Source organism: Paenibacillus sp. JCM 18996 (assembly GCF_055392555.1).
On sequence record NZ_AP043884.1, the window covers coordinates 3,530,550 to 3,556,738 of the forward strand.

The following is a 26,189-nucleotide window of genomic DNA, read 5'->3' on the forward strand; positions in this document are numbered from 1 at the left end:
ATATGGCATTTACCCTGTTTTGCGCGATTGTCCTGCTAACGCTGGTCATTACGTATTTTGCCGCCAAAAATACAAATAACACCAGCGACTTTTACACCGCAGGCGGAGGATTGAAGGGCTGGCAGAACGGGACGGCGATAGCCGGAGACTATATGTCCGCCGCCTCCTTCCTAGGGATTGCCGGATCCATAGCTCTTTCAGGCTTCGACGGATTTTTCTACAGCATCGGATTTCTTGTGGCTTACCTTGTTGTGCTGTATCTGGTAGCAGAGCCGCTAAGAAATTTGGGGAAATACACGGTTGCGGATATGATCGCCGCGAGGTTTGAAGACAAAAAAGTGCGCGGGGTCGCCGCTTTAAACACGATCGCCATTTCCATCTTTTATATGATCGCGCAGCTGGTCGGGGCGGGCGCCTTGATCAAATTGCTCCTGGGACTTGATTTCGCGACATCCATCCTGATAGTGGGCGTGCTCATGACCGTGTATGTCGTATTCGGCGGTATGCACGCCACAAGCTGGGTGCAGATCACGAAAGCCGTACTGCTCATGGCCGGCACATTTGTCATCTCGCTGATTGTTTTCGCCAAATTCGGCTTCAGCCTGACCAACATGTTCGAGCACATGAAAACGGCTACGCCCCTGCAGGAAGCTTTCCTGAATCCGGGCAATAAATACAAAGTTCCATTGGAGACGATTTCGCTAAATCTCGCTTTGGTGCTTGGCACCGCCGGACTGCCGCATATCCTGACGCGCTTCTTCACGGTGAAAGACGCGCCGACCGCCCGCAGCTCCGTCGTTTACGCCACGTGGATCATCGGAATTTTCTATATCATGACCATCTTCCTCGGCTTCGGCGCAGCCGCGTTCGTTGGCGCAAAGAATATTACAGCCGTCGATAAAGCAGGCAATATGGCCGCTCCGCTTCTCGCCAAGGCGTTGGGAGGAGACTTCTTGTTCGCCTTCATCTCTGCGGTGGCTTTTGCCACAATATTGGCGGTTGTTACCGGGCTCGTGCTGTCGGCGGCATCGGCTTTCGCCCACGATTTCTATGGCCATATCCTCCGCCGCGGCCAGGCCACGGAGAAGGAACAGCTGAAGGCTGCGCGCTGGGCCTCGATCGGGGTATCGGTGCTGTCCATCATCCTGTCGCTGTTTGCCCAAAAGCTCAATGTAGCTTTCCTGGTATCGCTCGCTTTTGCCGTGGCTGCCAGCGCGAATCTGCCGGTCATCCTGTTCACCGTGTTCTGGAAAAGATTCAATACCACCGGGGCGATTACCGGTATGCTGACCGGCTTGCTCAGCACAATCATCTTGGTCGCGCTCAGCCCGAACGTCTGGGATCCTCAAACCGGAAAAGCGATTCTGGTCGGGACTCCGCTCTTCAGCATGAGTAATCCGGGCATTATATCGATTCCTCTCGGCTTCGTCGCGGCTTATGTGGGAACACTGCTTTCCAGCACAAAGGACGAGGCCAAATACCAGGAGATTATGGTAAAAGCCAATACAGGCGCTTGATACTAAGCCACAGGGTACGCAAGGGATTGATCAACTAAAATAGCTTACGCTGAACATAAAGGCCGATCCACAAGGGGTGTTACCGCTCTATGGATCGGCCGTTTTTCGTCTTTTCTTTCGGCAGCTCATGTGCGATGATGAAAATATATGCATCAAGCCCCAGGCGACAGGCAGGAAAGGGGGAAGACGGCGTGAATATTTCGGGATTTGTATTTTTTCTGGCAGTCGTCATCGGCACGCTGGTGATCACATACTATGCGGCCAAGCGGACAATGAACACGAACGATTATTATGCTGCCGGCAGCAGGCTGAGCGGTGTGCAGAATGGGCTGGCGATTTCAGGCGATTATATGAGCGCGGCATCTTTTCTCGGCATTGCCGGGTCAATAGCGGTTTACGGTTTTGACGGGTTTTATTACTCGATCGGTTTCCTGGCCTCTTACGTTATCGTCCTCTACATTATTGCCGAGCCGTTGTATAACTTGGGACGTTACACGATGGCCGACGCGATAGACGTACGTTTTCAGGACAACCTGCTGAGAGGCAGTATCGCCATCAACAATATTATAATCACGATTTTCTATATGATCGCCCAGCTCGTGGGAGCCGGGGGATTGATTCATCTGCTGATGGGCGTTGACTATTCGTCCGCGATTATGATCGTCGGCTGCCTGATGACGATTTATGTCGCTTTCGGCGGGATGCTGGCGACCTCATGGGTTCAGATCATCAAGGCTATTTTGCTCGTATGCAGCACGTTTATCGTCAGTTTGATTGTGCTTTCCCGTTTTCACTGGAATGTGATAGCGCTTTATTCACACATGACGCACGCCACGCCGCTGGGTATTGTATATTTACAGCCGGGCAATATGTTCGAGGGGCCGCTGGACACGCTGTCCTTTAATCTGGCGCTGGTGCTGGGAACCGCAGGTCTGCCGCATATCATCACCCGGTTCTATACGGTTAAGGATACGCGGGCTGTCCGATCTTCCGTCATGACGGCGATTTGGATCATTGGCGCCTTCTATGTTATGACGATTTTTCTCGGCTTCGGCGCGGCGGCATTTGTCGATTGGCAAAAGCTGCTCAGCGGTGACAATCTGGCGGCTCCGCTTTTGGCGAAGGCGCTTGGCGGGGAGTTTCTCATGGCCTTTATTACGGCGGTTGCGTTTGCCACCATCCTCGCGGTTGTGTCGGGTTTGGTGCTGGCGGCCTCGTCCGCTTTCTCACATGATGTGTACAGAAATATCCTCCGGAGAGGGCAAGCGACGGAAGCCCAGCAGATGCGGGTAGCACAGTGGTCGTCGGTTTTCGTCGGATTAGCGGCAATCATACTCGCGCTCGGCGCCCAAAAGCTGAATGTCGCGTTTCTCGTGTCCCTCGCTTTTGCCGTTGCGGCTTCCGCCAATTTGCCGGTGCTGCTGCTAACCTTTTTCTGGAGAAAATTCAACACATTCGGTGCCATTACAGGGCTGTACACAGGTCTGATTTCTTCTGTACTGCTCGTCGTCATCGGCCCGAACGTAATGGATCCTTCCCTCGGCTGGATCCGTGCGGACGCGATTTTTCCTCTGAAAAATCCCGGCATCGTTTCCATTCCTCTCGGATTCCTCGGGGGAGTCGTCGGCACCTGGCTGTCGCTAAAAGCGAATCCTTCGGACCGTTTCAACCGGATGCTCGTGATGGCCAATCTGGCCGTTGATGAAAAGAACAGGCAGGCAGAATGAATTTTAATTGACAAACAAACACCCGTTAGTTAAGCTTGGAAAGTAATTACCGGAACTAACACTCATTAGTCTGATGATCAATTTTGACGAACGGAGCTTTTTTATGAAATCAATTTATAGAAGGCCAGGGGCGGAAGCCATTTTCAACAAAGCTTATGAGCAGACGCTGCAGCAGTGGGAAGTGCCTTACGAAGCGCTGCAGGTCGCTACCCGTTTTGGAATGACCCATGTCATAGCAGCCGGACCTGAGGACGGTGAACCGCTGGTATTGCTGCATGGTTTTGGTTTCAGCTCCACCTTGTGGGTGGATAACATTAAGCCGCTTAGCTCCAAGCATCGCGTGTATGCGGTGGATGTTATCGGCGATATAAATAAAAGCGTGGCGACACGGCAAATCGAAAGTAAACAAGATTGCGCCGATTGGTTCGCGGATGTGCTGGACGGATTACATTTACAAAAAACAAATGTGATGGGACTGTCTTATGGAGGCTTTTTGGCGCTAATTTTCGCGCTGCTTCTGCCGGAACGGCTGCGCAGGGTGATCGTGATGAGTCCCGGAGCGTCGCTGCTTCCCCAAAGAAAGAGCTTTTTTCTGCGCTGCTTGATGGCCGGCATCTTTCCCTCCGCCAATAGGTTAAACAAATTAATGGACTGGATGGCCGCAAAAGGAAACATCGTCAACTCCTCAGTGAGAAACCAGTTTATCGTAGCAATGCAAAACTGCATCCCCCGTATTAAAGTTTTTGCAACTTATTTGCCGGACGAAGAGTTGAAAAAGATACAGTGCCCTCTGCTGCTGCTGGTCGGCGATCAGGATGTGCAGTACGATGCGCGTGCCGCGATTCATAGGGCGCTTAAACTCATTCCGAAGCTGGAGGCAGAGCTGATCGAAAACGCGGGTCACGGTTTGCCGATGGAACGGCCCGACATTGTAAATGCGCGCAGTCTGGCTTTTTTAAATTGAAGTTGCTGCATGGGGTGTTAGCGCATTATCGGCCGAAATGATAATTATGGTTATCACGGTTATCCAAATTGGACATGATAATGTTTAGCGAATACTCTTCCTGGAGTTGAAATTTGGCGTCATGAACCGTGGACAATATAAAAAAATGCTGGATCTGCTGTACAAGTTTGCCTCATGGCTGCATTTGGGCATCTTTATTATTATTCTCATCGCGCTGTGCGTCGGTATGGTCGGGTTCGTTGAAAAATGGCTGATCATCTTGAATGATCCTCCTTATGTGCTGAACCAGTTTCACCAAGTGGCGGAGGATATTTTTTCGTTGATTCTCGTGTTTGAATTTATGGAGCTGTTAAGGGAGCGGAACGCCATCCGGCTCACCGATATTCTCCTGACCGTTTTGGCACGAAAAATGCTGCTCTCCCCGGAGGATAGCAGTCTTATTCTTCTGCAGTCCCTGTCGTTTTGTCTGGTCCTTATGATCAGAGTGATCTGGAGCCGGTGCTCGAAGGAATAAGGTGCAAGCGTGACGTTTAATAAAATGGATTTTTGGAGGCTTACTCATTGAAACCCATCATCCCGTTCGAACCCGTAAGGCATGAAACCATCCCTGCTAGCGACCTATGGACATATCAAATCAAGTGGGACGGGGTTCGAATTCTAACGTATGCCGACGGCAGCGGCGTCTCCTTGTATAACCGAAAGCTGAACGAGCGGACCCGCCATTATCCGGAGCTTCACGACATTGCCTCTTACTGCCGGGCCGAATCGGCCATTCTGGACGGTGAGGTGGTTGCGCTGGGGTCCGACGGCAAGCCCTCCTTTCATGAAGTCATGCGCAGGGACGGGCTGCGGCGGATGGAACGCGTCGAACAAGCGCGTAAGGAAGTCCCCGTTTATTATATGGTGTTCGATATTTTATTTTATAACGGAAGCTGGGTGCATCAGCTGCCGCTGCGTGAGCGGATGGAGCTGCTTGGCAGCCTGTTGGTTCCGAACCGGATAGTACAGCATGTGGCATCCCATCCTGACGGGCAAGCGCTGTTCGAGCTGATGAAGCGGCAGGGCATGGAAGGGATCGTATGCAAAAATCTCGACAGCACCTATGTGATCGGGGGGAAGAGCGAGAGTTGGGTCAAGGTGAAAAATTACGGGGACCTCATTGCGGCAATCGGAGGGTTTACTCTCAGGGGTGACACGGTGAATGCCGTTCTTCTCGGCTTATATGACGAAGAAGGACGATTTTGGTATGTAGGCCACACCGGAACGGGCAGGCTCTCGCAGTCGGATTGGCGCACACTGACGGAGAAGCTGGCCCCTCACGTGATAAAAGAGCGCCCTTTTGCCAACAATCCGGAACGTCACAAAGATGCCATATGGGTGCGGCCGACGATGGCTGTCAAAGTGAAGTACACGGAATGGCGGCTGGACGAGGGAAGGTCGCTGCGTCAGCCGAGCATTCAGGCTTTTGTGGAAACCGCGCCGAAGGATTGTGTTTTTGGGCAGGTAAAGGCAGAGACGATGGGCACCGGACAAGCTTGAGCAGAAAGCGATGGGACTGGACGAGCATGCGCGGTAAACTAATACAGCAATGTGTCCAGTGGAGCAACTACCCCAATTTCTCGTTCTTAAGCGCTCGCTTCGCCTACGCTGCTTTTAAGATGCCGAGCCGATTTTGAACCTCTGAATGTCACAAACGAATATATTATTAACCCGGACCAAATAAACGAAAAACTAATCAATTGCGCTCTCGTAAAAGGCTCGTGGAACATAAAAATCGCAAGCAGCAAACTGGTCGTCGGGGCAATATATTGGATGAATCCGACCATGGAGAGCGGAAGCCGTTTGGTTGCTTCGGCAAACCAGAACAAAGGCAAAGCTGTGGCTGTCCCGGATAATAGTAATAGAATCAGAGACAATCTTGACAGAGTAACAAGAGTAGAGGTTCCTGCGATTTGAACATACAACAAAAAGAAAAGTGAAACCGGAAAGACAAAGATAGTTTCCCATGTGAGCCCTAACAAGACATCTAGTTTTGCTATTTTTTTAGCAAGCCCGTATAACGCAAAGGAAATCGTCAGAAAAATAGCTACCCACGGAACATGCCCATATTGCACCGCCATAATGAAAACACCAAAACCCGCAAGAATAATTGCAATCCATTGACCGATGTGCAATCTTTCTTTCAAGAAAATAACTGCGAATAACACACTTATAAGCGGATTCATATAGTAGCCCAGACTCGTTTCAATTACATGATTGTTATTAACCGCCCAAATGAACAGAAACCAATTCAAGCTTATAAAAGTGGAACAAAGAAGGACGGCAATTTTGCTTTTTCCACCGGAAATGACATCTTTTAGCTGCCTCCAGCGCCTTGCTGCAAAAACAAGAACGGCAACAAAGACGAACGACCATACGATACGATGGGCCAGAATCTCCCATGCGGACATCGTTTCAAAAAGGTGCCAATATATAGGAAGTAACCCCCAAGATAAATAGCTTAAAACTCCATAAATGATGCCCCTCTTCATAAGCGATTCCCCTTTATATGTGACTCTACTGGAAAAAGTTCATTTATCATATCATTCGTGAATCTTCTGGAGTTTTCCAGTTTGCTAAGGAAATACTTACGGTCTACTCGCATTAAATGAGGATCGTTATAAATATCATCGAGACGTTCACTAATAAATTCATAAGTATGATCAGGACGAAATCCGGCTTTCCACCGACGTCTAACTGCCTTTTCAATATCCTGCGCTTCCATCAATGTCAACCCGTACAACCTGTACGAATCTAAAACTGCCATCCCGGCACCCCCTGCGCATAGCGTGATCAAGTAAATTGCCGTTAATAATGCTGTTATGGGCTTAATAAACATATCGGTTTTTTTAACTGCCGCAATAAAGTGTCTTTATACCTAATTCCCGAACCTATTATAGCTTACCATAAGGCAGAGATGCTGTTAATTTTTGTCGAAACCTCAAAATGTTTTTATAAATTCTCATAAAAGGTATTATTAACGCCAAAATTCCCCGCCTGTCAGGACGGGGAATTTGTGGAGGGCAGCATATAAATGTCATTATGCGGATGGTCCTGCAGCTGCGATTTAACTAATCTTCCATCGCTTACTAACTCGTTTAATTTTTGCTCAATATCTGACGGTTGCACTCCCAAAATATCCGCCGCTCTAACCGTTGAAATCGACATATACTTCGGTTCTTTTGCCGATGAATGGATCATCGTATGGAAATATTCGTAGAGATTGTCTTTATTTATCAATTGGCACCTGCTTTCCTGCCGCCCATACATAGAATGTCCAAATGACTGGGAGATATAACCTGTTTCCGTGGGGAAGTTTTTCGCTAATTGAACGTTTCTCCCAGGTCCAGCGACAGGGTGAGGCAGGAAGGTCGTTCGGCAGCCGACTAAGGCCTCAAATAAAAAATGGCGATTTGCGTGCGGTCGCGCAGGTGAAGCTTTTGCAATATTTGGGTGACGTAATTTTTGACGGTTCCTTCGCTGAGATACAGCCTTTCCGCGATTTCCTTGTTGGAGAGGCCTTCGGCAATGTTTTCGATGACCTGCTGTTCCGTCGCGGTAATTCCGAATTTTGCGAAATCTTTGGTCTTTTGGGTCGTTTGCTGCAGGAAGAGCGGCAGTTTTTTGGCAACGTCCGGATGGACGAGCATATGGCCCTGCATCACCATTTTGATGCCTTCGATGATTTGGCCGGGAGAAATATTTTTCAGGAGATAGCCGTTCACCCCATGCTTCAGCGCTTCTACGATGTAGTCGTCGTCGTCGAAGGTGGTAAGGATCACGATGTGCACATCCGGCCGGTCCCGTTTGATTTTTTTGGCGCTCTCTACACCATCGCAAACCGGCATTCGGATATCCATCAACACAAGGTCTACATCCTTGGTCCGCAAACAATAGGAATAGGCTTCTTCTCCGTTCCCGAAGGTGTCCAGGACTTCAATGCCCGGGTCTTGATCCAATATGTATTTAAAGCTCGCCCTGATAAAAGGATCGTCATCCGCAACGATCAGCTTGATCACTTCACTCGCTCCTCCTTGTACGTGCTTGGTTGTTCTCGCGTCTACCCCGCATGATTCCGGTACGGCACAACACTCCGAACGATAAACCGGTCCGTTGTCTCCGTTTCGACCGTTCCGCCTAGCAGTTCAATCCTTTCCTCCATTCCGCGCAAACCGAGCCCTTTTACGATGCTTCCGACGGGCGGGCGGCCATTGCTGCTGACCGACAAGGCGACTTCGTCCGGCGAATAGTCCAGTCGGACGGAGATCGCAGTAGCCTGGCCGTGCCGGACCGCATTCGTCATTGCCTCCTGCGCATTCCGGTAAAACGCAACTTCCACGCTCGGATAAATGACGCGGGGCATGCCGCTGACCGTGAGCTTAACCGGTACCCCGCTGTCTCTCGCGAAATCCTCAGCCAAGCTTTGCAGCGAAAAGCTGCGGGTCATGCGGTCATTGGGTTTTATTTTTCTCACGGTCGCACGCAGCGTTTCCATGCTTGCGGACAACTGGTCGCGCACGTGATAGAGCATTTCCATCCCCTTTTCGCGATCCTGCGGGAAAGTGCGGATTACCGCTTCCGTCATCAATTTGACACGGATCAGTTTGTGTCCCAGTTCATCATGGATATCCTTGGAAATTCGGTTCCGTTCTTCGGTTTGAGCGGCATTCTCTACCTTTTGCGCATACTCGATCAATCTCCTGCGGGCTTCGTCCAGTTCGTAATGACTTTGGCGCAGAGTATCGTATAACGCCTGAATCTCTTCCTTTTGCCGCATAATGCCGTCCATGAACATCAAGGCGGCAAGGATGACGATAAACATCAGATTCGCCAGGAGGACCGTCGCTGCCGGTTCGCTGTAGATGACCGCATTCATGCCCGCCCATTGCAGCGCCGCAAGCAGCCGGTCCGACGGTCTTCCGCTGTTAGGACGGAGAGTGAGCAGGACGGCGAAGGACAGTAAATACAGGAACCCGCCGTAAACATAGCTGAGACCGGTGCCGAGTGAAATCTGCATTAGGATGATCCACGGTGCGGCCGCTGAACGCTCCCATCGCTGAAGATAAGCATGCGGGGCAATATAGAGCAGCGTAAAGAAGGTATACATGTAGTAGGACTCTATAGATGAGGTGTACACCGTGGTTATGACTGCAATCAATATTAGCAAAAAGCGGATGGCAAACAGCTTCTGATTCATCGAAGGCAACCCAACCTTTACGTTTGTGCGTCCCGGGGACCGTAATGGCAAAATTATAACATGACTTAAGTCATCCTGTACTGATGACTTTCTCTACATGGCAGCAGGCATGCGGGGTAGTAAAATCAAGATATAAGAAAACCTTTGACGAAGCTCTTCAAGGATGGGCGACCGCGGTTTATAAGAGGTTTTCAAAGTTCAACCAGGTGCTGGGAGGAGATCCATATGAGTTTCATTGAAATCCGCAACGTCATGAAACGCTACGGCAGCAAATTATCGGTTGACCATTTGAATCTTTCGGTTGAGCAAGGGGAGATCTTTGGTCTGCTGGGCCCTAATGGCGCGGGAAAAAGCACAACGATCAAAATGATGAGCGGCCTGCTCAAAATCGACCAGGGCTTGATCACTGTCGAAGGAATCGATGTGGGGAGAAGCCCCATGGAAGCGAAAAGGCGCATTGGCCTGGTACCGCAGGAGATTGCCGTTTATGAGGATTTGTCGGCACGGGAGAACGTAACTTTTTTCGGCAAGCTCTATGGTCTGAGCGGTTTGCTTCTGAAGGAACGGGTGGTGGAAGCGCTCGATTTTGTCGGCCTGCTGGAAAGGCAGAAGGATAAGCCGTCCTCGTTCTCGGGAGGGATGAAGCGGCGGCTGAATATTGCGTGCGCCATTGTCCATCATCCCAAGCTGCTCATTATGGATGAACCGACAGTGGGTATCGATCCCCAGTCGCGCAACCATATCCTGGAATGCGTCAAAGAGCTTAATCGGATGGGCTCGACGATCATTTACACCAGCCACTATATGGAGGAGGTTGCGGCAATCAGCAACCGTGTGGGTATTATCGACAACGGCCATTTGATCGCCTCCGGCACGCAGGAAGAGCTCAGAAGGCTGGTCGCGGATGACGAGAAGCTGCGGATCGAGGTTGCCGAAGTTAAACAGCAGGCCATCGACGAACTGAAGCAGTATCCGGCCGTGAGCAAGGTCCTTGTAGAGGATGATACGATCGAGATTTTCCTGAAGAACTCACAAGTTTTCCTGCAGGACATTCTGTTCATTTTGCAGAAATTCCAGGTTTCCATCCGGTCGCTGACCCGCCAGGAGCCGAATCTGGAGACGCTGTTCCTGTCTTTGACCGGCAGAAACCTGCGGGATGCGTAGCAGAACTGCCACCATATGGAAGAAAGGAAGGTTTGTCAATGTGGACCATAGCGATCAATGAACTCAGAAGACTGCTGCGGGCGCGTTCCGTCCTGTTCCTGCTGATCGTCGCGCCGCTTACTCTCATTTTTATACTGGGCTCCGCCCTGGCGAATGTGTTTAACCCCAAGGATCAAAATTTCGAAGCCGTGAAGCTCGTCTATTACGATGAAGACAAAGGACGGCTGTCGCAAGGATTTGAAAGCTATCTGCAGGCTATGAAAGGGGAAGGCCGTCTCACAGCCGCCGAAGAGAATTCCCGTGAGGATGTGCTGCGGAAAATCAAGAGCGGAGAAGCCCAGTTCGGCTTATATATCCCAAAAGGCTTTAGTAGCTCGGTGCTGCAGGGAAAAGAGGGCGGCTGGGAACTGATCAATGGCGGCGACAGGATTAAAAACAGAGTCGGCCGACTGATCATGCAGTCGTTCGTCGACGAAACGAACCGCATGCAGTCTGCGGCCATCGTGCTGGGACCGAAAGCGGCGGAACCGTCCGCCGGCAGCTCGAAAGCCGTGCCGGAGCCTGTGTACGTTGAAGCCGGTAAACTGAGCAAAGACGGAAAGGAATACTCGGCCCTGCAGTATTATTCCGCCACCATGCTCGTGATGTTTCTTTTGTTCTCGGGATTGACGGCGGCCATCGGCCTGCTGAAGGAAAAAGAAGCGCATACCCTGCTGCGGCTGCAGTCCATGCCGGTGTCGTCTTCGCGGATCATCGCGGGGAAATTGTCCGGAACCAGCGTGCTGTCGGCAATCCAGGCCTCGGCGATCATTGCGGTCACGGCATTTGCCTACGGGGCGGATTGGGGCGGTTCGCCTTTCTACCTCGTTCTGATCTGCCTCTCGACCATTATGGCATCGATGGGGATGGGCTTTATCGTCGCGTTCCTCTTTCGTTCGACAAAAACCGCGTCCGGCGTATTTGCTTCCTTTATCGGCTTAATGACGTTTGCCAGCGGCGGGATGATGCCGACCGACGGCACCCCGCTTGAGTATGTCAAACCGTTTACGGTAAATCATTGGGCCTCGAACAGCTTTATCCGGCTCATGAGCGGACAGTCAGGATATGCGGTGATCGGCAATCTGGCTGTGCTCGCAGCCATGGCCTGTGCATTCATGCTGATCGCTTTTATGCTCTATCGAAAGGAAGGATACCATGAATAGCCTGCATATCGCTGGTAATTTGCTCAAAAGGATATTTTCGGACCGCAAAGGCTGGTTTTCCTATCTGGTGATGCCCGTCTTCGTCATGTCGCTTATAGTGAGTTTCATCGGCGGCGACAGCACCCATGTCGTAAAGGTTGGCTATGCCAACCAGGATCAGGGCGTGTTTGGCGAGGATGTCATAGGGCAGGTTGCGCAAAAAGAAGAGTACCGGTTCGTAAAGATGGATGAACGGGAATTGACCGAGGGAATCCGTTCCGGGAAGCTCTCGCTTGGCTTAGTCATCCCTCCGGATTTTACGTCAAAGCTGCTGGCCGGCCAGACTGTGCCCATCCGGAATTATTATTTGAATATATCCGAAGCTTCGTTTGGACTGGAATTTTCGTTGAAGCAGAGTGTCGGGCAGCTGGAGAGGACCACGCAAGCCGTCCGTGCGGGAGGTGCCGCGGCAGAGCAAATTCCGGCACTGGTGGAGAAGGTTCTGGCGCAGCAGGATAAACATCAGGTGAAAACGACGGTGACCGATACCGGAAAAACTGTCAACAACAACCTGTATCTGGTCATTGGATTTATGCTTTATTTTGTGATGGGATCGATTGTGAACTCGCTCGCGCTGGTGCTGGAGGACCGCAGCCAAATGACGATGACGCGCATCTATACGGCTCCCGTACGTTCGTATGAAATCGCGCTGGGCAATTTTCTGGGGAGCTTCGCCGTGGGATTGCTGCAAATACTGGTAGCCATGGTGATCACTAAGTATATCGTCGGGTTTGATTACGGCATCGGCTTCGTCCCGATGTTTGTGATCCTCGCCTTCTTCCTCCTGGCCGCCGTAGGAATCGGCAGCGCAATCGGCGCGCTGGTGAAGAACAGCAGCAACATCGGACAGCTTAACGCGCTGGTCATTGTCCCGACCTGCATGCTCGGCGGATGCTGGTGGCCGCTCTCGATCATGCCGGGATTTATGCAGAAGATAGCGAATTTTGTCCCGCAAACATGGGCTATCGATGCCGTGGAACAATTGGCTGCAGGGCAAAGCCTGATGCAAATCGGATTGAATTTGGGGATTTTGGCGCTGTTTGCCGTCATTTTTCTCGGTTTCGGCTCCGCGGTGTTAAGGCCGGCCGAGAAGGCCGCTGCTTAGGCGGAAGCGCGGCATGAGGATATCTTGCATATCACATGTCGTGCAGCGCCGCAATACGCGACGGTGTATGCTACAATGGTGAGGGACTGACGGCTTTTTCATGAATCCATTTTGGAGGGAAAAAATGAATATTCGGCTGCATACTTCACTATGTGAGATGTTTAATGTCCGCTACCCAATCTTCCTAGCAGGTATGGCAGGCGGACCCACCACGGCAGACCTGGTGGCTGCCGTATCGAAAGCGGGCGGATTGGGCACGCTGGGCGCCGCATACATGGAACCGGCCGCAATCCGGGAATCGGTCCGCTCAATCCGCGGGCAGACGGATGCGCCGTTTGCGGTGAACTTATTTGCGGATCGCTCGGCCGACGACAATTCGAGAATCGTGGAAGCCCAGCGGCAGCTGAACAGCGTACGCGATGTACTAGGCATACCTCATCCGCCGGAAAGTGCGGTGGCAACTCCCGATCGTTTCGAAGAACAGTTCGCCGTGCTATTGGAAGAAAAGGTGCCTGTCATTAGTACCGCTATCGGCGTTCTTCCGGAGCCGATGATGCGGCAGGCCAAGTCGGCAGGAGTGCGGACTGTGGCGATGGCCACCACTGTAGACGAAGCCATCCTGGCCGAACGGGCGGGGTGCGAGGCCGTTGTGGCGCAAGGAAGCGAGGCGGGCGGGCACCGGGGAACGTTCGACCTCTCGAACAATCCCATGGGCACGAATATCGGCACGTTTGCGCTGGTACCGCAAATTGTCGACCGCGTGAAGATTCCGGTAATCGCAGCCGGGGGAGTTATGGATGGCCGTGGACTTGTGGCGGCTTTGGTACTCGGAGCGCAAGGAGTGCAGATGGGTACGCGTTTCCTCACGGCGGCAGAGTCGGGAGCCCATCCCGCCTATCAGCAGGCCCTGCTCCAAAGCACGGAAGAGAGCACCGTGATAACCAAGGCGTTCTCAGGCCGTCCGGCCAGAGGAGTGCTCAACGAATTTATCCGGCAATGGGATGCCGGCGGAGTCGAGCCGCTTCCTTTTCCCACGCATAATACAGTGACGCGCGATGTCCGCAATGCGGCGGCCCGGCAGAATAACGCGGACTACATGTCTTTGTGGGCCGGCCAGGGTACAAGACTCCTCACCTCGGGACAAAAAGCGGAGGAGATCATGGCCGAGATCATCAACCAGGCGTTGGCCCTGCTGCATTAGCTTCTTTTAGACTCTTTGATGGAAATCTTACATAAATTTTATTGGGCACCTGCTTTTTGAAAAGCAGGTGTCTTTTTTATTGTATAGGAAATTATGATTTTCGGCTGCTTTAACGGTTTGATCCCCCGCCGTGCAGTGTCGCAACGCGCCGGAAGAATCGCGGGTTGGCAATATTAAAGGGGAAACCTGCCTTTAAATCGCGGTCGCTCATCCTTGTATTGCTTCGATAGAGGTTTCCATATAAATAACAGACACTGGTTAACCGGACGCGCTGCGGGTTAAGTAATAATTGATTACTAAAATTTCGCCGTCTAAGAGGTGTTGAATGGACATGGAGACTATAACTATACGCTTAAACGGTAACGAAGTGCAGTGCAAACCGGGAACAACCTTGCTTCAGGCAGCAACCGATAATCATTTGTTCGTTCCCAGTATATGCTATAACTCTCAATTGGGGCCGATCCAGACCTGCGATACTTGTTTCGTCGAGGTCGGCGGAGAATTGGTTCGGGCGTGCAGCACCGTCGTGCAGGCGGACATGCAGGTATCTACCGAGTCCCCGTTGGTAAAAGAAGCGCAGACAGAGTCGATGTCGAGGATACTGAAAAATCACGAGCTATACTGCACTGTGTGCGACAACAACAACGGCAACTGCATTGTACATAATACAACGGAGTCACTGGAAATGAACCACCAAAAATATGAATTCAAACCGAAGCCGTACAGTGTGGATTTGTCGCATCCGCTGTACCGCTATGATCCCAACCAGTGCATTTTATGCGGACGGTGTGTGGAAGCGTGTCAGGATCTGCAGGTGAACGAGACGCTGTCGATCGATTGGAGCAGGGAGCATCCTAGGGTGATCTGGGACCAGGACGTTCCGGCGGATCAATCCTCGTGCGTTTCCTGCGGCCATTGCGTAACGGTCTGCCCGTGCAACGCGCTTATGGAAAAGTCGATGCTTGGAGAAGCCGGCTATCTCACAGGGATTGCGTCGAACCTGCTGGAACCGATGATCGATCTCACCAAAGAGATTGAACCCGGCTACAGGGAAATCTTCATGGTTTCCGAAATGGAAGCCGCCATGCGCAAATCGAGAATCAAGCGCACCAAGACGGTATGCACCTATTGCGGGGTCGGCTGCAGCTTCGAGGTTTGGACAAAAGACAGGCACATTTTGAAAATTGAACCAAATGTGGAAGCGCCGGTCAACGGGGTTTCGACTTGTGTAAAGGGCAAGTGGGGCTGGGATTTTGTCAACAGCGAAGAAAGACTGACCAAGCCGCTCATCCGAAAAGGGGACAGGTTCGTCGAATCGACCTGGGAGGAAGCGCTGAACCTGATCGCCAGTAAGCTCGGCGGCATCAAGGAAACCTACGGCCCCCATTCCATAGGATATATTTCTTCTTCCAAATGCAGTAATGAAGAGAATTACATTTTCCAAAAATTCGCCCGCGCGGTGATGAAGTCCAATAACGTGGACAATTGCTCGCGCTACTGTCAGACACCGGCGACCGCAGGCCTCATGAGGACAGTGGGACTGGGTGGAGACAGCGGCACGATGCATGACATCGCAAACACAGAGCTGGTCATCATAGTCGGCGCCAATCCCGCCGAATCCCACCCCGTGCTGGCGACTCGGATCAAACGGGCACATAAACTGCACGGGCAGAAGCTGATCGTCTCGGACCTGCGCAAGAACGAAATGGCGGAGCGGGCCGACCTCCATCTGCATGCGAAGCCGGGAACCGACCTGGTGTGGCTGTCAGCGGTGACCAAATACATCATAGATAAAGGATGGGAAAACCGCGAGTTTATCTCCAAGCATGTCAACGGGTTTAAGGATTATGTGAAATCGCTGGATACTTATACGCTTGATTATGCGGAGAAAGTGACCGGTCTCAGCAAGGCTCAGCTGATCGAGACGGCCACGATGATCCATAACGCCAAATCGGCCTGCATTCTCTGGGCGATGGGCGTGACCCAGCATCTGGGAGGCACGGATACAAGCACAGCCATATGCAACCTGCTGCTTGTCACCGGCAACTTTGGACGCACAGGCACCGGTGCTTACCCTTTGCGCGGACACAATAACGTCCAGGGGGCGTGCGATTTCGGTACGCTTCCGGCTTATTTCCCGGGCTATGAACCCGTCACGGACGACAAAGTGCGGGCACGGTACGAAAAGGCCTGGAATACCGAGCTTCCGGTCGAACACGGCTACAACAACCATCAAATGGTGGAAGGAATCCGCAACGGCGACCTTAAAGCCCTTTACTTGTTCGGCGAGGATATGGCGCTTGTCGACTCCAATTCCAACTTTGTGGAAGAGATGTTCGGAAAGCTTGAATTTTTCGTCGTGCAGGACGTATTCTTCAGCAGGACGGCGGAATTTGCGGACGTTATTCTGCCGGCCGCCCCAAGCCTTGAGAAGGATGGGACTTTCACCAATACGGAGCGGCGCATCCAGCGTTTCCATAAAGTGTTCGAACCGATGGGCGATTCCAAACCCGACTGGTGGATCATTCAGGAAGTGGCCAACCGGCTGGGGGCTAACTGGAACTATACCCACCCGGGAGAGATTATGAAGGAAGCGGCCAGCCTGGCGCCGCTGTTCGCCGGAGTCAGCTATGAGCATCTGGAGGGCTGGAACAGCCAGGTTTGGCCCGTTGCTCCCGACGGACAAAGCACGCCTCTTCTATATGAGAACAACAAATTCGCTTTTCCCGACGCAAAAGCAAGACTTTTTCCCGTCGCTTGGACACCGCCTTACAAGCCGGAGGAGATCTACGACCTGCATCTGAACAACGGCCGGATATTGGAGCATTTTCACGAAGGCAATATGACTTATAAAGCGGAAGGGATCCGGCATAAAGTCCCTAACGCATGGCTGGAGGTGTCGCCGCAGTTGGCTGCGGAACGGGGAATCAAGGACGGCGCCCTTGTACGGCTGGAGTCTCCTTACGGCGCGGTGAAAATTCCGGTGCTCATCACAGATAGGGTGCAAGGCAAAGAATTATACCTCCCGATGAACACGCCGGATGTGGATGAGGCGATTAACCGGTTGACCAGCAGCTATTTCGACAAAGTGACGGATACACCAAACTATAAAGAAATAAATGTACGAATGGAAGTCTTGGAGCCGGAAGGCGCCTCGCCTTTACCGTCCGTCAACCACCGGTTCGCGAAGCGGAATCCGCAGCCGGGCGTAAGAGTGGAGGATAAATGGGAGCGTTCGGATTTTGAGCCCGTTGTTGAAACGATCCGAAAGGAGAACGGACAGCATGGCACAATCAATTAAGTTTATTGAAAGAAAAATCCCAACCGAAGAAGAACTTCAGGCAGAGTCGCTCGTCGAAATATTAAAGGCGGTCAGCGATAACCGCCAGGCCATCATCTCTTTCCTGGACATCCTCAAGGAGTTGCAGGAAGCCGGATTGCTTGATATCGTCCAGGGCATTATGAAAAACCGCAGCAATCTCGGATCGGTCGGCTTCGAATTTATCAAGGTGGCGAACGTACCAATCATGCTGAAAAATATCATCCTTGCCGTGCAGTTTTTAGGCCGGCTGGATCCCGCGAAGACACAAAAGCTGATCAGCGGCATTGGCAGCGGTCTGGAGCAATCGATGCACAAAGGGGAAGAGCCGGCCAACTTATGGGGATTGTTAGGATTATTGAAGGACCCGAACGTAACGGCTTCGATCTCAACCACGCTTCATTTTCTGCGGGGTTTGGGAGAGGAATTGAATAAACCTGAAGATAAGGTATAATAGTCTTTATAATAAAATTGAGAAACAGACCTTAGTCCGGCATGCTGCCGGACTAAGGTTGTTTAGTCTCACTTTAATTATGTTATTCTATATCAAACGACCGACCGCTTACGAAGACCGGAGGAGAAGTGATGAAAGACCATACCGAGACTGCCCGCAGCGGGCGTTTTGCACGGCATGCCATTCAAGTGAAGGAAGCTCTGCAGAGAATTGAAGCTCACATCCGCCGGCTCCCTGCTGAGGAAGTGGAGCTTCACGAAGCATGGGGCAGACATCTGGCCGTGACGGTCAACGCAGGCAATACGCTGCCTCATTTTCGGCGCTCGGGCATGGACGGTTTCGCGTTGCGTACGGCAGATATCGGGACTACGTCCCCGGACCAGCCTGTGACCTTGAAAGTGATCGACTCCATTCCCTGCGGCAGTACGCCTAAATGCGCTGTAGGCGCCGGGCAAGCTGCAAGGATCATGACGGGCGCAATGGTGCCTGAAGGGGCCGACGCGGTGATCATGCTTGAAATGACAAGGGAATCGGAGGACGAGGGTCAATTTTATATAGAGGTAGCCAAATCGATACCGGCCGGCAGCAATATCTCGGAGATTGGTTCGGAGCTTACCGAAGGAACGGAGCTGCTTCAACGCGGACGGAAAATTTCCGCCGGAGAAACCGCGCTGCTCGCCTCTTTCGGCTGGTCTCGCGTACCGGTGTTCCGGAGACCGAAGGTCGCTATAATCGGCACAGGCTCGGAGCTGCTTGAAATCGATCAACCGCTCCAGCCCGGTAAGATAAGGAACAGCAATATAAGCATGCTGGCGGCGCAGGTGAAGCAGCATGGGGGAGTGCCGCTTTCTCTGGGCATAGCAGCCGATAATAAAGAGGAAGTGTCGGCGCTGCTGGATCAGGCGTTTGTGCAGGCGGACCTTGTGATTACGACCGGCGGCGTGTCCGTGGGCGATTATGATATTTTGGCCGATATTTTCTCACAATGGAAAGGGACCAAGCTGTTCGACAAGCTCGCCATGAGGCCCGGCAGCCCGACAACGGCCGGAATTCGCGACGGGAAGTTCCTCTTTGCGCTTTCAGGCAACCCGGGCGCCTGCTTTGTCGGTTTTGAACTGTTGGTCCGGCCTGTGCTGCTTGGGATGCAGGCGCAGGAAAATATATTTTTACGCGAATGCACGGCCTTTCTTGCCAATGATTTTGATAAAGTCAACGCGTATACCCGTTACGTCAGGGGCGAATGCCGCATAGAGGACGGGAGGCTGGTTGCGGGGCAGGTGGGGAAGGACCAATCGGGTATCCTCACTTCCATCAAGGATGCGAACTGCCTGCTCGTCATCCCCCCCGGAGGCCATGGAAAAAAAGCGGGAGATCGCATTACCGTGCTTTTATTAAGTTGATTGGGCGTAAAGCTTTTATTAGGAGTGTGGAGGATGGAAAATCACAGCAAGGTTAGGGATACTCTGAACAGGCCGCTGCGCGATTTGCGGATTTCCGTTACAGACCGGTGCAATTTCCGCTGTACGTACTGCATGCCTGCCGAAATTTTTGGGGCGGGGTACGCTTTTTTGAAAAAAGAGAAACTGCTCACTTTTGAGGAGCTCACCCGTCTTACGAATATATTCACCAGGCTGGGAGTGGAAAAAATTCGCCTCACCGGGGGCGAACCCTTGCTGCGCGAGGAACTGCCCAAGCTGATCGGCATGATCGACAAAGCCGAAGGCGTGCGGGAGATTGCCCTGACGACCAACGGCAGCTTGCTTGCGAAGAAGGCGGCCGAACTGAAGCAGTCGGGCCTGCGGCGGGTGACCGTAAGCCTGGACAGCCTGGATGACGAGCGTTTTGCCATGATGAACGGCGTCGGTTATTCGGTCAAGCCGGTTCTGGACGGGATAGAGGCGGCGGCGCGGGCGGGTCTCGGGGTGAAAGTGAACATGATGGTGAAAAAGGGGATCAACGACAGCGATATTTTGCCGATGGCCCGTTACTTCAAGCAAAAAGGCCATACGCTGCGCTTCATTGAATTTATGGATGTCGGCAACACGAACGGATGGAAGCTGGACCAAGTGGTGCCCAGCCGCGAGATCGTCGAAGCCATCAGCGCGGAAATGCCTCTGGAGCCGGTCGGGGCCGATTATTACGGTGAAGTGGCGAGCCGTTACAGATACTCGGGAACCGATGTGGAAATTGGGTTCATCTCATCTGTGACGCAAGCGTTTTGCTCTACGTGCACAAGAGCCAGACTATCCGCCGAGGGACGTCTGTTCACCTGTTTGTTCGCGTCGGAAGGCACCGATCTGAGGACGCCGCTGCGCGAGGGAGCCACCGACGAGGAACTGGAAGAGCTTATTCGGGGCATTTGGATGAAGCGGACTGACCGTTATTCGGAGATACGGCTCAACCAATCTCCCGGTCTCAGAAAAGATAAAGCGGAAATGTCCTATCTGGGCGGCTGAGTTTATAATTCATGAGCAGAAGAACAGCCAAAGCTCCGCAACCCGATTATTCAATTTACTTTCCCTTGATGCTTTGCATCCACATGCCCATTGCCATCCACACACACCCGACGGCAACCAACAACCCATGAGCCACCCGGATCTGCTGAGTTCCAACATATTGCGGAAGGTACAGCAGAAATCCGAGAGCGAACGGAATACCGCTCCATTTTGGCATGGTACGAGATTTCCAGACCGCAATGGCAGCCATGATTGAGCCAAGCGCAAGCAACACAAGCCCCGCCAGGATCATGACGAATCCGGGCCCGAAACGGACATCATTAGCCAGGCTGACCAGGGTGACGCTATGCTGCTTGACTGCTTCTTGGCCGATCACGTGCAGTCCGAAAGCTTCAGCCCCGTAGAACGGCAATGTCAGACCTGTCCCCAGCCAACTCAAGACAAGCCCGCGGAATGCAAAACGCTGAACAGTTGTCTCATGAAGACAGATGTACAGACCAAACAGTCCCAACGTCAGCAGGATGAAACCCAGCATTGCCAGCACGTGCGCCCCAATCCATTCCGTGGAAGCGAATGCCGCAGCTCCAAACAAGGACGTTTCATCGGAGAAGGGGCGAAGCACGGGATACACGAGAAACAGGACTCCGGAGACAGCTAGTGTCATAGCTGCAAGGCGAACACGAATAACATGAGCAGATTGTGGTACGAGGTTTTTCTTCCCGAATTTCATACTGGTTACCCTTTCTGTCTCCAAGTTCGGTTGCTTCCCCTCTCAACATAGAATATTAATTCGAACATAACTAATCGCATTAGTTTATGCAAGTGTTTTTTTAGTTAATAGGTTACGTGGAGAACGATAGTTCAATTTATTTGCTTGTACTCGCTCCGGTGATGGATTAACATTATACCAATGGGCTAAAATCACTGTTGTTACCGAGGGCTGTCCATCGGCTGAACAGTGCTGATCTATTCACCGAAAGGACGTGCAGAATGCACTCTCCGCCGCAACCCGCAAACTATCGCATTCCGCTTTTTTGTATGGTAACGCTTCTTTTCTGGTTCTCGATGTACACCTGTGTGCCGATCCTGACGGCCTACGTGGAAAGCTTGGGCGCTTCCAACAAAATGGCCGGGCTGATCGTGGGAATGTACGGACTCAGCCAAATGCTGCTGCGCATCCCGGTGGGCGTCATATCCGACCGTATCCATAAAAGAAAAATGTTCATCGTGCTCGGAATGGTCTTTTCCATACTGGCCGGCGCCGGTATTCTGCTGACCGACCATCTGAACTGGATACTGTTCCTGCGCATTATAGCCGGTGCCGCCGCGGCGACCTGGGTGGATTTCACTATCCTTTTCGCCAGTTATTATCCCAAAGACGAAACGACCCGCGCCATGGGCAATATCACTGTATACAATTCACTCGGGCAGATGCTGGGAATCTTGTGCGGGGGCTGGTTCGCCGATCTTTATGGCTGGGAATCGGCGTTTCTGGCCGGAGCGGCCGTGGGATTGATCGGGATGGCCGGGGCGTTTTTCATAGTGGAAAAGTTTGAAGACAACCAGCAAAAAATAACTCTCCAGGGAATCGGGGAGGTAGCCGGCGACCGCACCCTGCTGACGGTGTCGTTTCTTTCCATCTTGTTTCAAGTGCTCACTTTTGCAACGGTGTTCGGCTTTACGCCGGTGTATGCCCAGTCTTTGGGCGCCACGAAGCTGGACATGGGGCTGCTGACGTTCTGTTCCACTCTGCCGACCGCGCTCGCGGCCTGGTTGGGAGGAAGGCATCTCGCTCAAAGGCTGGGTGAGCGGAATGTGATCATTCTAGGATTTATTCTGAGCGGAGTGTTTACGGTGCTGATCCCCTTTACAAGCTCGCTTTGGATTCTGGTCCTGACGCAGTCTCTGGCCGGATTCGGCCGCGGCTTCACATCGCCTGTGCTGATGTCACTCAGCATTAAACATATGGCCCCGGAGAAGCGGGCGACGGCGATGGGCTTCTACCAGGCGATTTATGGATTGGGTATGTTTGCGGGTCCTTTGTTTATGGGTGCGGCGGGAGATTGGCTCACTCTGCGGGAAGGGTTCGTCATCGTCGGAGTGCTCGGCTGCGTGACCGCCCTATTGGCACACCTCATGCTGGCCAAAGTCCTCGTTCGAAGAAGCGCGCTGAACCACATGGCTTAAGGATTGCCTTAACCTTCTGCTGCAAAAGGGACAAGGATGGGTTATTATGAACGTAAAATATTCAGCATACCGAATCCTCCTGTAAAGTAGAGTGAGCCTATGAATGCCATCAAGACGAGACTTCAAAACATAAACCTGCGGAACAAACTCATCTTTGTTTTTTCCTGCTTTATCATTATACCTTTCTTCATCATCGGCGGGACCTTGTCCTGGCTGTATGTCAATTCCAACCGGAGTATGATTCTGGCCGCCGCGGTGGAAAATAATAAGCAAATCGTCAAAAACATCGACAACTCGTTCAACCCTCTGCTTAGGCTGTCGATGTATCCGGAGCACGATCCGGCCATTTTTCAAATCATGCGGAAAGACTACGAAACGGCGCTTTACCCGCTGTACGAAAGAGAGAAGGATTACGATACGGTGGGCGGAATAATCCGCAACAGCATGCTGCTTTATACCGATTTGATCGATTCGGCGGTGATTTACCAGAGCAGGAACCATATTATCGTCGGCAGAAGCAACAATGAGTATATGGATCACCGCTACCTGGAAAATGAATTCTACAACGAACCTTATGTCCAGAAAATACTGCAGAAGCAGGGGCTGTATGTCGCCGTAGGCGTTCATCCCGAGAAGCTGGTGTCCTACAGCCACGTCTCTGTGGTTTCCGTTGCCAGAGCGATTGTCGACCCGTATTCGAAAGAGAATCTCGGGTTAATTATGTTAAATATCGGCATCGACAAGCTGAAGCTTTTGTGGAGCGATATCCATTTTACGGAGAATACGAAGTTTTACCTGATAGATGAGAACAAAAATATAATCTACAGCAACAACGGCAGTGAAATAGGCAAGCCGGCGGCAGAGGTGCTGGGACAGGACAGCGTCAACATAGTCGGGGAAGAGCAGGCGACGCGGGCGACCCCGGACAGCTACTTCATTACTTCCACTTCGCGCCTGTCGGACTGGAAAGCGATTACGATCATTCCGAAGAACGAACTGTTCCAGTTCGTGGACACCATTGTCAGGACGATATTTATATCCCTGCTGGCGTTGCTGGGTTTGTCCATTCTCGCTTCCATTTACATCGCAACCAGCATTACAAAACCGCTGTCCGTCCTGAACCGCAAAATGAAGCTGGTTTCCGAAGGCAACCTTGACGTGTCGATCGACATAGAGCATGGGGAAGTAGGCAAAATCGCCTTTACCATCAACCATATGCTGAACGAAATCAGAAGGCTGATCCGGCGGATCTATGACGATGAGCAGGAAAAGCGGCAGATGGAGATACTTGCGCTGCAGTCGCAAATCCGGCCGCATTTTATGTACAATACTCTTAACGTCATTAGATGGATGGCCAAGATCCAGGGCGCAGCCGGGATTGAAGAGGCGCTCACCGCGTTCTCCTCTGTCATTAAATTTACGGCGAAGACCGAAAGCGACTATGTCACGATCCGGGAAGAGCTTGAATTTATCCGCAGCTATACGAAAATACTGGATTTCCGGTACCTGGGCAAATTCGAGGTTGAATATGACGTTGAGCCCGGCGTGCTGGAATATAAAACTTTGAAATTTCTGCTGCAGCCTTTGGTGGAGAATGCGGTATTCCATGGGTTTGACGAAATTCCGTATAAAGGGAAGCTAATGATTCGAATCTATGAGGAAGCCGGTAAAATCATCATGACCGTTGCCGACAACGGCAGAGGTCTGTCCGAGGCGGAGCTCGAGGGGCCCGAACCGGGGAAGGAGATCGACCCTATGAACTCCATCGGCATCCGAAATATCCGCAGAAGGATAGAGCTCCATTTCGGAGAAGGGTTCGGCTTATGGATTACGAGTGAAGCGAACAGCGGCACGGTCGCGAAGATCGTGATTCCCGTCGTTCAAACAGAATTGAGGTGATACTGCATGAAAATATTAATTGCGGATGACGAGCCGCTCGTCAGGATCGGCATCAAATCCGCCGTACGCTGGGAAGCGGGCGGAATGGAGATCGTGGGCGAAGCGGCTGACGGCGAGGAAGCGTTGAAGCTGATCGCGGAACGCGAGCCTGATGTCGTCATCCTGGATATAAAAATGCCGAAAAAAGACGGCATAGAAGTGCTGACGGAAATCAAAGAGCAAGGAATTCCGGCGAAAGTCATTATTCTAAGCAGCTTTGACGACTTTCATCTCGTGAAAAAAGCGATGAAGCTTGGCGCGGCGGATTATTTTCACAAGCCGGGCATGAACGAGCAGGAAATCGAAGAAGCGCTGGCAAAGATCAAGGATGAATTGGAGATCGGCAGTCAGGATGCGAAGGAAACTCCCGGACGCGCAGCCCAGGTCCATTCCAGGGAAGCGATGGTGCGAAACCTGCTGCACGGAAATCCGGACGGAATCGGGCAAACAAAGCTGAGGGAAGCGGGCCTTTACGTTATGATGTTCAGCATCAGGCAGTACGCACTGGTGGTGAAAAGGTACACGAAGAACAACGCCTCTATCCTGCCGAATACGGTCATGAGCATTGTGTCCGAGCTGCTGTCCAAAGAAAATGAAGTGGAGTTCGCGCAGATCGACGACAATTTATACTCGGTAGTTATAAGCCACAGTGAGACCAGGAGCGCTCAGGCTTCCTTTTCCCATGTGAACGATATTGTGTATTTGATCAGCTCTTCGCTCAAACGGTTTGTCAATATTGACGCGGTGATAGGTGTGAGCAGCTCTTTTCAATCGTTCCAGGAAGCGAAGCAAGCGGCCTGGCAAGCGAGGCAGGCTTTGGAGCAGAAATTTTACCACCCGAACGATCCGCTGTTTTATTACCAGCACCGTACCGGGAACGACGAACAGACGCTGGAACAGGCGAACGCGTATATTGTGGGCATGAAAAACGGCCTAAAGGACGAGAAATACGAGGAATTTGCCTATAATTTGGCGGAGTGGGAACAGTATCTGAGAGACACGGAGTGCATGAACGAGAAAGACGTCAAGAAGATCTACGAAGGGCTGCTGTTTATGCTGGAGAACGGGGAGGATTATCTGGAGACGAGAAGCCGGATGGAGGAAATCGAGGATTTCGGCGAGCTGTCCGCCTTCTACCACTCGGTGTTCAACAAAAGGCTCGAGGCCCGGATTTACAACAAAAATAAAGATTACAGCCCGCTGATCAGAAATATTGTGCAGTATATCGAAACGAATTATAAAGAGAACATTTCCTTGAAAAGTCTAGCCGAGCAGTTCCAGGTGAGCTCCAATTATATAAGCAGGCTGTTCAAGCAGGAAGTGGACAGAGGATTATTCGACTATATCAACCAGATCCGCATCGAGAAAGCGAAGGAGCTGCTCAAGGATTACCGGTACAAAATTTACGAGGTCGCGGAGAGGGTCGGGTTCAACAGCCAGGTCCATTTTGCCATCGTGTTTCATAAGTATGTGGGAATGGCTCCCAAAGAATACCGCAAGGAAACGGTTTAATTCTATTAAAAAAAAGTAAAAAACATTAAAGAAAATCGTCAGCCCGCGGACTGGGGAAAATAACAAAGGATATTCTATTAAATTAATCATTATTTGGTTAATTTTTTTTTGCGCTTGAAACCGGTAACCTTATATCGTAGACAAAATTAATCAGGGGAGATGACAGCA

The 26,189-nt window shown here is 51.7% G+C and carries 22 protein-coding genes; 16 read left to right on the top strand and 6 right to left on the bottom strand.

The window, feature by feature from the left end:
• The first annotated feature begins 2 nt into the window (after positions 1–2).
• The 5 genes from ACZ5N7_RS17385 to ACZ5N7_RS17405 all read left to right on the top strand — a co-directional run bounded on the left by ACZ5N7_RS17385 (position 3) and on the right by ACZ5N7_RS17405 (position 5,747).
• A complete protein-coding gene (locus ACZ5N7_RS17385) occupies positions 3–1,517 on the top strand; it encodes a solute symporter family protein (protein WP_464655876.1) in 1,515 nt (504 codons plus the stop codon).
• A gap of 191 nt (positions 1,518–1,708) precedes the next feature.
• On the top strand, positions 1,709–3,244 hold the full coding sequence (locus ACZ5N7_RS17390) for a solute symporter family protein (protein WP_464655877.1): 1,536 nt from the start codon (positions 1,709–1,711) through the stop codon (positions 3,242–3,244).
• 103 nt (positions 3,245–3,347) lie between these two features.
• A complete protein-coding gene (locus tag ACZ5N7_RS17395) occupies positions 3,348–4,208 on the top strand; it encodes an alpha/beta fold hydrolase (RefSeq protein ID WP_464655878.1) in 861 nt (286 codons plus the stop codon).
• Positions 4,209–4,329: 121 nt separating this feature from the next.
• Positions 4,330–4,722: a hypothetical protein gene (locus ACZ5N7_RS17400; RefSeq protein ID WP_464655879.1), complete on the top strand. Its 393-nt coding sequence runs from the start codon at positions 4,330–4,332 to the stop codon at positions 4,720–4,722.
• Positions 4,723–4,769: 47 nt separating this feature from the next.
• Positions 4,770–5,747 (top strand): ATP-dependent DNA ligase, encoded by a 978-nt coding sequence (locus ACZ5N7_RS17405; RefSeq protein WP_464655880.1) that lies wholly within the window; start codon positions 4,770–4,772, stop codon positions 5,745–5,747.
• Positions 5,748–5,833: 86 nt separating this feature from the next.
• Here the strand turns inward: ACZ5N7_RS17405 and rarD are convergent, their stop codons facing one another.
• The 5 genes from rarD to ACZ5N7_RS17430 all read right to left on the bottom strand — a co-directional run bounded on the left by rarD (position 5,834) and on the right by ACZ5N7_RS17430 (position 9,444).
• A complete protein-coding gene (gene rarD / locus ACZ5N7_RS17410) occupies positions 5,834–6,739 on the bottom strand; it encodes an EamA family transporter RarD (RefSeq protein WP_464655881.1) in 906 nt (301 codons plus the stop codon).
• Positions 6,736–7,014 (bottom strand): hypothetical protein, encoded by a 279-nt coding sequence (locus ACZ5N7_RS17415; RefSeq protein ID WP_464655882.1) that lies wholly within the window; start codon positions 7,012–7,014, stop codon positions 6,736–6,738. Before ACZ5N7_RS17415 ends, rarD begins: the two co-directional genes overlap by 4 nt.
• 233 nt (positions 7,015–7,247) lie before the next feature.
• Positions 7,248–7,487 (bottom strand): hypothetical protein, encoded by a 240-nt coding sequence (locus ACZ5N7_RS17420; RefSeq protein WP_464655883.1) that lies wholly within the window; start codon positions 7,485–7,487, stop codon positions 7,248–7,250.
• Positions 7,488–7,633: 146 nt separating this feature from the next.
• Positions 7,634–8,266, bottom strand: coding sequence for a response regulator transcription factor (locus tag ACZ5N7_RS17425; protein WP_464655884.1), 633 nt, complete (start codon positions 8,264–8,266; stop codon positions 7,634–7,636).
• A gap of 41 nt (positions 8,267–8,307) precedes the next feature.
• Positions 8,308–9,444, bottom strand: a complete 1,137-nt coding sequence (locus ACZ5N7_RS17430; RefSeq protein ID WP_464655885.1) for a sensor histidine kinase — start codon at positions 9,442–9,444, stop codon at positions 8,308–8,310.
• Positions 9,445–9,669: 225 nt separating this feature from the next.
• On the opposite strand from ACZ5N7_RS17430, the gene ACZ5N7_RS17435 reads away from it, so the two are divergent.
• The 8 genes from ACZ5N7_RS17435 (at position 9,670) to moaA (ending at position 20,384) form a co-directional block, all read left to right on the top strand.
• A complete protein-coding gene (locus tag ACZ5N7_RS17435; RefSeq protein WP_464655886.1) occupies positions 9,670–10,608 on the top strand; it encodes an ABC transporter ATP-binding protein in 939 nt (312 codons plus the stop codon).
• A 38-nt stretch (positions 10,609–10,646) separates the two neighbouring features.
• Entirely contained in the window at positions 10,647–11,810 is a 1,164-nt protein-coding gene (locus ACZ5N7_RS17440; RefSeq protein WP_464655887.1) for an ABC transporter permease, read from the top strand.
• Positions 11,803–12,954: an ABC transporter permease gene (locus ACZ5N7_RS17445; RefSeq protein ID WP_464655888.1), complete on the top strand. Its 1,152-nt coding sequence runs from the start codon at positions 11,803–11,805 to the stop codon at positions 12,952–12,954. The genes ACZ5N7_RS17440 and ACZ5N7_RS17445 overlap by 8 nt, the downstream gene beginning before the upstream one ends.
• A gap of 124 nt (positions 12,955–13,078) precedes the next feature.
• Positions 13,079–14,155 (top strand): NAD(P)H-dependent flavin oxidoreductase, encoded by a 1,077-nt coding sequence (locus tag ACZ5N7_RS17450; protein ID WP_464655889.1) that lies wholly within the window; start codon positions 13,079–13,081, stop codon positions 14,153–14,155.
• A gap of 325 nt (positions 14,156–14,480) precedes the next feature.
• Positions 14,481–17,456, top strand: a complete 2,976-nt coding sequence (gene fdhF / locus ACZ5N7_RS17455) for a formate dehydrogenase subunit alpha (protein ID WP_464655890.1) — start codon at positions 14,481–14,483, stop codon at positions 17,454–17,456.
• Complete coding sequence (locus ACZ5N7_RS17460; RefSeq protein ID WP_464655891.1) at positions 17,440–17,928, top strand: helical membrane plugin domain-containing protein; 489 nt, start codon at positions 17,440–17,442, stop codon at positions 17,926–17,928. The genes fdhF and ACZ5N7_RS17460 overlap by 17 nt, the downstream gene beginning before the upstream one ends.
• 131 nt (positions 17,929–18,059) lie before the next feature.
• Positions 18,060–19,328 (top strand): molybdopterin molybdotransferase MoeA, encoded by a 1,269-nt coding sequence (locus ACZ5N7_RS17465; RefSeq protein WP_464655892.1) that lies wholly within the window; start codon positions 18,060–18,062, stop codon positions 19,326–19,328.
• A gap of 33 nt (positions 19,329–19,361) precedes the next feature.
• On the top strand, positions 19,362–20,384 hold the full coding sequence (gene moaA, locus ACZ5N7_RS17470; RefSeq protein WP_464655893.1) for a GTP 3',8-cyclase MoaA: 1,023 nt from the start codon (positions 19,362–19,364) through the stop codon (positions 20,382–20,384).
• A gap of 55 nt (positions 20,385–20,439) precedes the next feature.
• Here the strand turns inward: moaA and ACZ5N7_RS17475 are convergent, their stop codons facing one another.
• Positions 20,440–21,114: a hypothetical protein gene (locus ACZ5N7_RS17475; RefSeq protein WP_464655894.1), complete on the bottom strand. Its 675-nt coding sequence runs from the start codon at positions 21,112–21,114 to the stop codon at positions 20,440–20,442.
• Between the two features lie 308 nt (positions 21,115–21,422).
• Between ACZ5N7_RS17475 and ACZ5N7_RS17480 the strand changes: the two genes are divergently transcribed.
• From ACZ5N7_RS17480 to ACZ5N7_RS17490, 3 genes are all read left to right on the top strand, one after another.
• Positions 21,423–22,571 carry an MFS transporter gene (locus ACZ5N7_RS17480; RefSeq protein ID WP_464655895.1) on the top strand — a complete coding sequence of 383 codons (1,149 nt, stop codon included), beginning with the start codon at positions 21,423–21,425 and terminating at the stop codon, positions 22,569–22,571.
• Positions 22,572–22,670: 99 nt separating this feature from the next.
• Complete coding sequence (locus tag ACZ5N7_RS17485) at positions 22,671–24,470, top strand: cache domain-containing sensor histidine kinase (protein ID WP_464655896.1); 1,800 nt, start codon at positions 22,671–22,673, stop codon at positions 24,468–24,470.
• A 6-nt stretch (positions 24,471–24,476) separates the two neighbouring features.
• A complete protein-coding gene (locus tag ACZ5N7_RS17490) occupies positions 24,477–26,021 on the top strand; it encodes a response regulator (RefSeq protein WP_464655897.1) in 1,545 nt (514 codons plus the stop codon).
• Positions 26,022–26,189 lie beyond the last annotated feature (168 nt).